This window comes from Clostridium sp. UBA7503 (assembly GCF_002477055.1).
Classification (GTDB): Bacteria; Bacillota; Clostridia; order Clostridiales; family Clostridiaceae; genus Clostridium_J; species Clostridium_J sulfidigenes.
In genome coordinates this window covers 1-11,684 of the sequence record NZ_DLNT01000013.1, presented here as the reverse complement: position 1 = coordinate 11,684, position 11,684 = coordinate 1, and the positions used below count along the sequence as shown (strand labels likewise).

At 28.9% G+C, this 11,684-nt stretch carries 10 protein-coding genes and 1 riboswitch; all 10 genes read left to right on the top strand.

Features of this window, described 5'->3' with window-relative positions; genetic code table 11:
* Window positions 1–189: 189 nt before the first annotated feature.
* The 10 genes from B3630_RS02850 (at window position 190) to B3630_RS02805 (ending at window position 11,620) form a co-directional block, all read left to right on the top strand.
* Window positions 190–528, top strand: coding sequence for a single-stranded DNA-binding protein (locus B3630_RS02850; protein WP_346895359.1), 339 nt, complete (start codon window positions 190–192; stop codon window positions 526–528).
* Between the two features lie 371 nt (window positions 529–899).
* Window positions 900–1,005, top strand: a riboswitch (glycine riboswitch).
* A 95-nt stretch (window positions 1,006–1,100) separates the two neighbouring features.
* A complete protein-coding gene (locus tag B3630_RS02845; protein ID WP_346869637.1) occupies window positions 1,101–2,123 on the top strand; it encodes a PTS sugar transporter subunit IIC in 1,023 nt (340 codons plus the stop codon).
* A 164-nt stretch (window positions 2,124–2,287) separates the two neighbouring features.
* The gene (tagD, locus tag B3630_RS02840; protein ID WP_346895357.1) at window positions 2,288–2,695 is read left to right on the top strand and encodes a glycerol-3-phosphate cytidylyltransferase; all 408 of its coding nucleotides are present in this window, start codon (window positions 2,288–2,290) and stop codon (window positions 2,693–2,695) included.
* A 275-nt stretch (window positions 2,696–2,970) separates the two neighbouring features.
* A complete protein-coding gene (locus tag B3630_RS02835) occupies window positions 2,971–3,777 on the top strand; it encodes an ABC transporter permease (protein WP_346895355.1) in 807 nt (268 codons plus the stop codon).
* 15 nt (window positions 3,778–3,792) lie between these two features.
* Window positions 3,793–4,650 (top strand): ABC transporter ATP-binding protein, encoded by an 858-nt coding sequence (locus B3630_RS02830; RefSeq protein WP_346895353.1) that lies wholly within the window; start codon window positions 3,793–3,795, stop codon window positions 4,648–4,650.
* Between the two features lie 15 nt (window positions 4,651–4,665).
* Entirely contained in the window at window positions 4,666–7,377 is a 2,712-nt protein-coding gene (locus B3630_RS02825) for a CDP-glycerol glycerophosphotransferase family protein (protein WP_346895351.1), read from the top strand.
* A 32-nt stretch (window positions 7,378–7,409) separates the two neighbouring features.
* On the top strand, window positions 7,410–8,135 hold the full coding sequence (locus B3630_RS02820; protein ID WP_346895349.1) for a phosphocholine cytidylyltransferase family protein: 726 nt from the start codon (window positions 7,410–7,412) through the stop codon (window positions 8,133–8,135).
* Window positions 8,136–8,154: 19 nt separating this feature from the next.
* Entirely contained in the window at window positions 8,155–9,198 is a 1,044-nt protein-coding gene (locus B3630_RS02815) for an iron-containing alcohol dehydrogenase family protein (protein WP_346895347.1), read from the top strand.
* A gap of 116 nt (window positions 9,199–9,314) precedes the next feature.
* Complete coding sequence (locus B3630_RS02810) at window positions 9,315–10,517, top strand: CDP-glycerol glycerophosphotransferase family protein (protein ID WP_346895345.1); 1,203 nt, start codon at window positions 9,315–9,317, stop codon at window positions 10,515–10,517.
* The gene (locus tag B3630_RS02805; protein ID WP_346895343.1) at window positions 10,514–11,620 is read left to right on the top strand and encodes a CDP-glycerol glycerophosphotransferase family protein; all 1,107 of its coding nucleotides are present in this window, start codon (window positions 10,514–10,516) and stop codon (window positions 11,618–11,620) included. Before B3630_RS02810 ends, B3630_RS02805 begins: the two co-directional genes overlap by 4 nt.
* The last annotated feature ends 64 nt before the right edge of the window (window positions 11,621–11,684 follow it).

The following is an 11,684-nucleotide window of genomic DNA, read 5'->3' as shown; positions in this document are numbered from 1 at the left end:
GGAACATAAAAGTACGAAATATAGTGCAGTTTATAAATATCTACAAGGTTATGAAAAAAATATGAACATTATAATGAAGCATATAAATTAATGGGTTTTATATGCTTTTAATTTATTTTAAATACATTGAATAAGATTGTATGTTCGTGTTAATAATTAAAACAAATTAACTTATGGAGGTAATATTTTATGAATAAAGTAACTTTAATTGGTAATGTAGTAAGGGAGCTAGAATTAAAAACTTATGGTGGTTCAGAGGGGAAAGTAAGCTATACAAAGTTTACATTAGCTGTAAATGAATATAGACATAAAGATAAGGATAACAATGCTGTTTTTATTAATGTAGTTGCCTTTGGTAGGCAGGCAGAAATACTTGGTCAATATGTGACAAGAGGCAGTAAGTTAGGTATTGAAGGAAAGATAAACACTGATAGTTATATTAATAGCAAGGGAGAAAAGAAATATGGCTTCGTAGTTACTTTGGAGAGATTTTATTTCCTAGATATTAAAAAAGAGCATATAAGTTAAAAGTTACAGGTACTTTAATTAAGCTCTTTATAGCTTTATATTTATATAGTATCCTAGTAAAATTTTTTAATAATTAAATATGACATATAATCGGACCCCTTGTATTTTGTATCAGGGGTCTGACTTAATTACATTTTATACAAATAATATGAGGGTAATTTTCAATAAGTGTTAATTATTCTATTAAAAAAACTGATAATAAATTTAAGTTAATTATATTGACTAACTTTACATATGAATATACAATAAAATTGAAAATAAAATATTGGTGTATGAAGATTATTGGAGATATTCATAAGGATAACCGTAGAAGAAAGAAGTAAATTTAGCTAAGGATTTATTTCGAAGCTTTCAGGTAGATTACAATGATTAGACACACCCCTGGAGAGAGCTCTTAAATGAGACATCAAAGGAGAAACTTATAGACTTATATATATTTATAAGGAAACTTTCAGATAAAAGGACAGGGAGTAGAATAGCGTTAGTTTACTATGCTGTTTTACTCCCTGTCTTCCTGCGTTTAGGTATATTTTAAGCATAATAAACTAAAGAAAAAAATAGGAGGAATTAAAATGGAAATTATAAAAGGAATGGGATTATTAATTTTAAGTTTAATTATGTTTTCAGTATTTAGTTTAAAAATGCCAAAAGGGCAAAAGGCTATGTCTGGACTTGCAAATGCAGCTGTAGCAACATTTCTAATTGAGGCAATTCACAAGTATATAGGTGGAGATCTATTAAAGGTTAAATTCTTAGGTGAAGTAGGTAGTGCCTCTGGAAGTATGGGAGGTGTAGCTGCAGTAATATTGGTAGCATTAAACATGGGATTAAACCCAGTATATGCAGTTGCAGCTGGGGTATCAGTAGCAGGATATGGTATTTTACCTGGATTTATAGCAGGCTATATAGTAGGATTAGTTGGACCGTATTTAGAAAAAAAATTACCAAAGGGATTAGATGTTATTGTTGGAACTTTAGTAATTGCGGTTTTATCAAGAGTTATTGCTGGTGTAACAGCACCTGTTGTTGATTCTACCTTAGGTAATATAGGAAATATGATAGCTATTGCAGCTGAACAATCTCCTCTTCTAATGGGCTTTTTATTAGGGGGAATAATTAAAGTAATTTGCACATCGCCTCTAAGTTCCATGGCATTGACAGCGATGCTTGGATTACAGGGACTTGCTATGGGAATAGCATCTATAGCTTGTGTAGGAGGATCCTTCACAAATGGTATGGTATTTAAAAGACTTAAGCTTGGTGATTCAAGTAATGTAATGGCAGTAATGTTAGAGCCATTAACTCAAGCAGATATCGTAACAGCTAATGCATTACCTATCTATGCATCAAACTTCTTTGGTGGAGGATTAGCAGGAATTGCAGCTGCACATTTTAACATTATAAATAATGCGCCTGGAACTGCATCACCAATACCAGGGTTATTAGCACCTTTTGGATTTAATAATCCTTTAAATGTTATCTTTGCTATTGTTTTTGCTATAATCGGTGGAATAATAGCTGGATATCTAGGTTCTACAATAACTACTGTAATAAGAAAATATAAAAAAGTTGAAATAGGTTCAGATGTGATTTAACATTTAATACCATGGGGTCAGACCCCCACCCATAAAATGGGAGGGGGTCTGACCTTGTTGCATTTTATTCCAAATAGTTGCTCATTATGGTGTAGAGTATTATAATAAGTAAGAAAACAAAATATAAAAAATAAAGCGATTTATTTTTTTGGAGGAATTTAATAATGAAAAAAGTAATTACCTACGGCACATTTGATTTATTACACTATGGTCATATAAACATATTAAAGAGAGCTAAGGAGCAAGGAGACTATTTAATAGTAGCTTTATCAACAAATGAGTTTAATGAAGTTAAAGGTAAGAAGTGTTATTTTTCATATGAAGAGAGAAAAAAATTATTAGAAGCAATTAGATATGTGGATTTAGTTATTCCAGAAAATAATTGGGATCAAAAAATTAATGATATAAAAGAATTTCATGTAGATACTTTTGTAATTGGAGATGACTGGAAAGGAAAGTTTGATTTCCTTAAAGAATACTGCAAGGTTATATATTTAGGCAGAACTCCTGAAATATCAACAACTAAAATAAAACAGGAGCTAGGTCTAGGACAAGTTGCAATAGGAAAATAATATACATTAGAATGGGACTAGTTGTTGATTTGCTAGTCCTTATTTTATTGTATAAAATACAAATAAAACAGTATAAGTTAAATAAGAAAAATTAAACACAAAGATAAAAGTTAGATTATTATTAGAGTTTTTATACATAGGATTTGCATAAAGACAATAAATCTTGTTAGATGTTAGTTGATGTGATAAAATGATATAAGATTTGAAGAGAAAGATAAAATAAAATTTTTAAAGTCATAGTAATTTTTATGAGAAGATATGATAAAGAGGTAATTATGATAAAGAGCATAAGGTATGTGGTAAGTGAAAATATAAGCAATATATATAGGATTTTTTTAATTGCTAAGTATGAAATATTAGCAGAAAACAGAGACTCTAAATTAGGAATACTCTGGAATGTATTGAATCCACTAATTCAAATTTCGACCTATTGGTTTGTCTTTGGAATAGGTATAAGAAGTGGGAAACCAGTAGATGGGATTGAGTTTTTGGACTGGCTATTAGCGGGAATGGCAGTATGGTTTTTTATTAGTCCCTCAATAAGGAAGGGAGTAACGTCTATTTCTTCAAAGATAAAGGTAATAAGAAAAATGAAATTTCCAGTTAGCATTTTGCCTACAACAGTAGTGGTAGAGGAAACCATTATTCATTTATGTATGCTGGTGATAATATATGTGATTTTTCTTATTAGGGGCATGGTACCTAGTCTATACAATTTTCAAGTGTTATACTACTTAATATGTGGTATGGCTTTTTCAGTATCTCTAGCAATGATAACATCAGTGCTTAATATGTTTACGAGAGATGTGAAAAAAATAGTTAATGCAACTATGAGAATGTTGATGTATATAACCCCTATATTATGGACAATGGATAAGATGCCTAAGAATATACAAAAAATTATGAAGTGTAATCCAATATATTATATCGTTCAGGGGTATAGAGATAGTTTCTTCTATCATGAAGGAATATTATCTAATATTAATGAGATGATAGTATTTTGGGTAATTATAACGACTATGTTTATAGTAGGTAGTACACTAATGTACAAGTTTAGACATAGATTTGTTGACATGATGTAAAATGGAGTGAAACCAATGGATAATCAGTATTCTGTAGAATTTAAAAATGTGTCTAAGATATTTAAGTTAAAAAAAAGTAAGGGTAAATCAAATCATAGAAATTTTTATGCATTAAAAGATATTAGCTTTAAGGTTGAAAAAGGGGATGTAGTAGGTGTATTGGGAACCAATGGTTCAGGAAAATCTACTCTTTCTTCAATTTTAGCTGGAATATCTGAAGTGGATGAAGGAAATGTTAAAATAGTAGGGGAGCAATCTTTAATAGCAATAAACACAGGGTTAAATAGTGAGTTAACAGGCCTTGAGAATATTAAAATGAAGGGTGCTCTATTAGGCTTATCTAAAAAGAGAATAGATGAGATAACTGAAGGTGTTATAGAGTTTGCAGAGTTAGGAGATTTTTTATACCAACCACTTAAGACTTATTCTAGTGGTATGAAATCAAGGTTAGGATTTTCTATATCTATAAACCTAAACCCTGATATAGTTATAATTGATGAAGCTTTATCTGTAGGAGATAGCAGTTTTTCAGCAAAGTGTATTAAAAAGATTGAAGAATTTAAAATAGAAGGTAAAACAATATTTTTTATTAGCCATTCCATATCACAAATTAAGAGCTTTTGTAATAAAGGTTTATGGATTGAAGGCGGTTACCTAATGGAATATGGTGATCTAGAAAGTGTTGCAGATAAATATGAAGCCTTTGTGAATGAATATAAGAAGAAAACGCCAAAGGAAAAGAAAAAGTTAAAAAATGAAGCCTTTGAAAAAAGAATTGCAGTAGATAGGAATAAAGATACTGATAATAAGAGCAAAATAGCATTATTTTCATATTTGAAGAAAGTAAAATGTCTATTGAAGGTTAAAGGATAGAAGGGATATGGCATAATGAATAACAGATATATAAAAAATGTATATATTGAAAATGATAAAATTTATATAGAATCTAATAAGGAACTAACTAAGTTAGTTTTATTTAGCCCTAAAGTTCTATTAAAGGTTAATTGTTTTAAAAATGCAATTGATTTACAAGAGATAATAAAAAAAAATTGGTGTTTCTTTGGCGAAAGGTCTCGGTTTATACTGTGTAATGATGATGAGGAAACAACCTCCTTAAGATTAAATCAAATGAAGACCATGGGTGAAAACTATTTGTGCAAAGGTTTTAATTTGAAAATAGGTAAACAAATGTATGTCATTGATATATTTATAAATGGAGAAAATGAAGTAGAGCTAATAGTAGAAAAGTATAAGGATGAAAGTAGTATCTATTTTGAAATTGAGACAAGTTATATTAGAGAGAATTTCCTACATATTAAAGGACAACTTAAGGATTATGAAGAACTAGAAGCTAATCATAATAAAAGTCGTGGTACTGAGGATATGAAGGCTAAGTTAATGATTTACGATAGAAATAAAGAAAACATTGAAGTGAACCCAAGTGAAGCACATGGGGAAATTCTATGGTTTAAAATTTGTATTGATAGGGTTCCAAGGAGTGTTGAAGGTTATGTAAATACATTACTAATAATTGAAGATAGAGTTCTTGATGTTAAGTTTAAAGAGGAAGTAAGATTTCAAAAGATTAAGTTTGAAGATGAACAGGGCATGAAGAATTTAATTGTCAAATCTGAAGAAAAAACTAAGAATTTAGTCTTTGATATAAATGGAAAACTTGCTATAGCACCTATTGTTAAAAGGATGAGTTATGAAGATGGAAATATAATAATTAATGGAAACCTTAATGCTACTATAGATGTTTTCCAGGTTCCAGGGGTGGAAATTATTATTAAGCTCATTGCTGCAGATAATAGTATAATTATTGCAAATTCATTAGAGGTAGTACAAGGAAGTTTTAGCTATGTAATTAGTAGTGAAGAAATAGGGGATATAAAAAGAGCATTTTCTGGGAAATGGAATTTAAAGATAGAGATGCTAGAAAATAATGAAGTTTTAGTTAGTGAAGATATATCTTATAAAAATAGTGAAGATGATATTATACTTTCTGAGATGATAAGAGGTGGAAGAGATAATATTTTATTAAAAGCTTACATTACTGAAGTTGAGAAAAAGTTAGCTTTGTCAGTAGAAAGTGAAATAAATATAGACCAGATTTTATCAATATATGTTGGAAAGAATAAGTTAAAAATAAAATATAGAACTAAAGAGAATGTTGATAAATTATTAAATTCAAGATTGATAAAAACTAATGTTGCAACTACAAATACAGAGTTGACATGTAACAAGGTTGTTAAAAAAGGTAAAAAAACTTATGTTTGTCATTATAAGTGTGATAATGTGAAAGCTTTCGTAGATGAGATGCTATTAAAGGGAGTAACTTTATATACACAAGTTAATACTCAGGAGTTTAAAAATGTAGTATCTGAGATTAATGGATATTCTATTTTCTTTAGTAAGTATGATATAGTACAATCTAGTAAAAAATATAAAAATATATGCTTAAAATTATATAATGATATATTCTTAAAGTGTCCGGTTAAAAAGAAAAGGGTGCTATTTGAAAGTTTCCTAGGAAGAAATGTATCAGGAAATCCTAAGTATGTCTATAATTACTTTGTAGAGCAAGGGTTAGATAAAAAGTATGAATTAATATGGATTTTAAATAATACTGAGGATGAGGTAATAGGTAGAGCTAAAAAGGTTAAGAGGAAGACTTTAAAATATTATTATTACATGGCTACAGCTGGTTATTGGGTGTTTAATGCAAGACAAGCTGATGAAATAATTAAAAGGCCAGAGGTTTCTTACTTACAAACTTGGCATGGTACACCGTACAAGACCTTAGGTAATGATATGTTTAATGCAAGTATGCCAGGGGTTAGAGATGTTAATGATTATAAAGAAAAATTCTATAGAAACTCTAGAAGATGGGATTATCTTATTGCTCAAAATGATTATTCTGCAGAGATATTTAAAAGAGCCTTTTCCTTTGATAAGGTAATGCTTCCTTATGGATATCCGGCAAATGATATTTTATATAAAGGGAACAATGGAAAATACATTAATGAATTAAAGGATAAATTCAATTTACCTAAGGATAAAAAAGTAGTAATGTATGCACCAACATGGCGTGAGGATAATTTTTATAGAAAAGGTCATTATAAAATGACTATGGAATTAGAGTTGGATAAAATGATGAAAGCTTTAGGTGATGAGTATATCTTAATTCTAAGAATGCATTATTTAATTGCTAATACAATTAATGTTTCTGATTATGCTGGGTTTGTATATGATCTGTCTCAAGGCTGTGATATACAAGAACTTTATTTAGTATCAGATGTAATGATTACAGATTATTCATCAACTATGTTTGATTATGCAAACCTAAGAAGACCAATGGTTTTCTTTGCCTATGATTTAGATAAGTATACAAATGATTTAAGAGGAGCTTACTTTAGTTTACCAGAAGTGGCACCAGGTCCAGTGGTAAAGACTACTGAAGCAGTTATTGAGTCTTTAGAAAATATATCAAAAGTAAAAGAAGAATATAGAGAAAAAGAAGAAGCGTTCTATAATAAATTCTGTCACCTAGATGATGGATACGCAGCTAAGCGTGTTTATGAGACAGTATTTAAATAAAATATAAAATGGATTTAATGGAGGAGAAATAAATGAAAGCAGTAATTTTAGCAGCAGGCATGGGAAGTAGATTAGGAGATATAACTAAGGAAATTCCAAAGGCTTTATTGCCAGTTGAGAATACAACTTTATTAGGAAGAATATTAAATGATATTAAAGCAATAGAAAGTGTTGAAGAAATCTTAATAATAACAGGCTATAAATCAGAAAAAATAAGTGAATATGTTAGTGAAAATTTTTCTGAATTAAATATTACCTTAAGATATAATGCAGAATACAATACAAGTAATAATATTTACTCAGTTCATCTTTGTGAAGAAGAATTAAAAGACGGATTTATATTATTTAATTGTGATATTATATATAATCCATTAATATTAAAGGATATTGATAAAACTAATGAGAGTTTTATGATTGTAAACACAAATATAGTTTTAGATGAAGAAGAAATGAAAGTAAAAGTAGATGGTAATAGAATAGTAGAAGTAAGTAAGAAAATAGCACCTAAAGAAGGCTTTGGCGAATATATAGGAATTTTAAAATTTGAAAAAAATGAAGCACAAGCTACATTTGAAGAAATAAAGAGACTTGTTAATAATGGAGAGGTTAATATTTATTACGAAGATGCAATAAATAATATACTTACTAATATTAAAGTTAATGCAAAAGGAGTAAATGAATTTAAATGTACTGAAATAGATACTGAAGAAGATTATAAGAGAGTACTAGATAGTATAGTACAATTTAACATAAAATAAGAATAAAGAGGCGATTACGTTGGAAAATAAGTTTCAATTACCAAATCTACTTAAAGTTGAACGAAACGTTATTAGTGATATAAAAAGTATTTTAAAAGAAGAAAATATTAAATATTCTAAGTATATATTTGTTATTGATGAGAATCTAATTAATGTTTATAAGGATAAAATAGATTGTATAATTAACCAACTAGGAGAAGATAATTATATTTTCTGTGTCACTGATAATAGTATAAAGGAAGTTAGTAAGTTAAATGAAAAAGTGTTTAATTTTAAGGCAGATTTAATAATAGGATTTGGTGGAGGTAGAGTATTAGATATATGTAAGTACGTTTCTTTTATGAGTAGAGTTAAATTTATTAGTATGCCAACTGCTTTAGCTCATGATGGAATAGCATCACCTATAGCTGTTCTAAAAGATAAAACCGGAATTACAAATAGTTGTGGTTGTGAACCCGCTACTGCAATTTTAATTGATTTGGATATAATTAAAAGTTCACCTCTTATATTAAAACAATCAGGGGTGGGAGATTTAATATCTAATATAGTGGCATTGAAGGATTGGAAATTGGCAGAGAAATATAATGGTGAACGCATCAATGACTTTGCTGTAATGCTATCTAAAAGTTCAATTGCTTCTATAATAACTAGAGAAGAAATGTCATTGGATGATTATAAGTTTTTAGAGACTTTAAGTTATGCATTAATAATGAGTGGAGTAGCTATGGAAATGGCAGGTACTAGCAGACCTTGTAGTGGCTCAGAACATATGATTAGTCATTCCATTGATTACATATTAGGTGGTAGGGCACCCCATGGAATTCAAGTGGCCTTGGGTACAATAATTTCCTTAATGCTATATAAGGAAGATTATTCAAACATAATAGATATATATAAGAGATTAGAAATTAGTCTTCCTAAATTGACAAGAGAAGAATTTTTAAGGGTTATGGACTATGCACCTGAAACACGAAAAGGTAGATATACTATCTTGGATACAATTGATGATAAAAAGGTGTATGAAAATATCTATGAAGAATTATCTCGTATGGAAATATTTTAAAGATGAGGGTTGTTATAGACAACCCTCTTTAAGAATTTTCATAAAGTTTACAATAGTAGTTGTAAAGTAAATTCAATATTGTACAATTATGTTAAAGAGTTAGGAGACGAAATGATATGAATATAGTTAAAACATTAAAGAAGGTAGTATTCTTTTTTGTAACATGTGTTTATAAAAGTCTTTATAAGCATATAAAGGTTGATGAAAAGACAATACTATTTGTGGCTCACTTAGGTAGAGGCTATTTGTGCAATCCAAAGTATATATATGAATATATGCAAGAGAAAGGGAAATTAAATGACTTTAAATGTGTTTGGGCATTAAAAAATCCAAATATAGAAATTCAAGGTGCCAAGGTAATTAAGTATAGAGGTCTTAAGTATTTTTATTATCTTGCAAAATCTAAGTTTTGGGTAATAAATTCTAAACTGCCTGAGTACTGCATAAAGAAGAAAAATCAAATATATATTCAATGCTGGCATGGGACCCCTTTAAAGAGATTGGCCCACGATATTTCTGTTGCAGAGGAAACAACATTTTTTAGATCCAAGCAAACTAGAGATGAGATGTTAAAATCTTACGATATAGATGTAGCTAGATATAATTATTTACTTTCCCCTAATAGACATTCTACTGAAAAATTTATGAGTTGTTTTAATATTGAAAGAGAAAGAGTAATTGAAACTGGATATCCAAGAAATGATTTTTTAGTTAATATAACTGAAGAGAAAATAGTGGAGATTAAAAATAGACTAAACATACCTGAAGATAAGAAGGTATTATTATATTGTCCAACTTGGAGGGATAATAAGTTTAATGATAAAGGTTATTATTTTGAGCTAAAAGTAAACTTTAATATGTGGCATGAAAACTTAGGAAATGATTGGGTAGTAATTTTCAAACCACACTACTTAATTGCTAATAAGTTTAATTCTAAGGGTTTAGAGGATTTCCTATATATCTTCCCGGAAAATTATGATATTAATGAATTATATGTAGTAAGTGATATTTTAATAACGGATTATTCAAGCACATTTTTTGATTACTCTATTTTAAATAGACCTATACTCTTCTATATGTATGATAAAAAAGAGTATGAAGAGGAGTTAAGAGGTTTTTATTTAGACGTAAACAAGGATTTGCCAGGACCAATATTTGAAAATGAAAATAAGTTAATAGAAGCAATAAAAGATAAGAACATATTTGAAACTTATAAGGATACTCTTCAGAAATTTATCGATCAATACCATGAGTTTGAAGATGGACATGCTTCTCAGAAGGTGTTTGAGAAATTAATCATAAAGGAAAGATTAAAATGAAAAATATAATAGTGTACTGTATATTGGCTGTGGTGAATTTAGTAACATATCCTCTTAAAGTGAAAAGTAATAAAATTACCTTCATATGTTATTGTAGTGATAAATTGAAGAGGGATTTTAAACTTATTTCAAAAAAATTAGAGAAAGAGAACTCCTATGAATTAGTGTATATACTCACTAATTATGAAAATTCACTAAAGGGAAATATAGCATATTTATTTAATTGTATGAAGCAAGTGTATCATGTAAATACATCAAAGGTAGTGCTTTTAGATTATAATAATTTTGTTGTATCTAATTTTAAAAAAAAGGAAGTAAAAGTAATACAAGTTTGGCATGCTTGCGGCGCTATTAAAAAATTTGGTAATGATATAGAGAGAGAATATCCAATAAAAAATTATGACTATGTTTTAGCTACTTCTGAAGAGTGGAAAAAACATTACTCAACTGCCTTTGGGGTTAGTGAAGATAGTGTTCTCCCTATAGGAATTCCTCTAACGGACAATCTTTTTTCTAAAGAAAAGATGAGAAAGTACAAAAGACATATGCTTAAGAAATTCCCAACTATAAAAGGGAAAAAAGTTATAGTCTATGCACCTACATTCAGAGGAGACCCAATATATGATATAAAATATCAAGAAATAAATTTGCAATACTTAAAGGAACAATTGGGAGATGAGTATGTAATAATATACAAGCTTCATCCTTCCTTGGGAGACAGAGTTATTGCTAATGATGAAAGTATTATTGATGGAAATGGTGAAAGTATAAAAAGATTATTTTCCATTGCAGATTACTTGATTTCAGATTATTCATCAGTGATTTTTGATTTCTCAATAATGAAAAAGCCAATGATATTCTTTGTACCAGATTTGGAACAATACAAAAAAGAACGTGGAATATATATGGACTACGAAGAAACTATGCCAGGCTTTATCTGTAAAACTGAAGAAGAAATAGTACAGGCTATTTTAAGCGAAGTTTATTATTCTGATAAAGTAGAAGAGTTTAAAAATAAATACTTTAAATATCAAGATGGTAAATCCACTGAAAGAGTAGTGGAGCTAATAGTAAATTTATGTAAGGGGGTCAGACCCCAATGAAAAATTTTCCAGGGGGTCTGACGCCGAGGAATATTATTCCAATTTAAAGGGGCTTTCGCAAAAT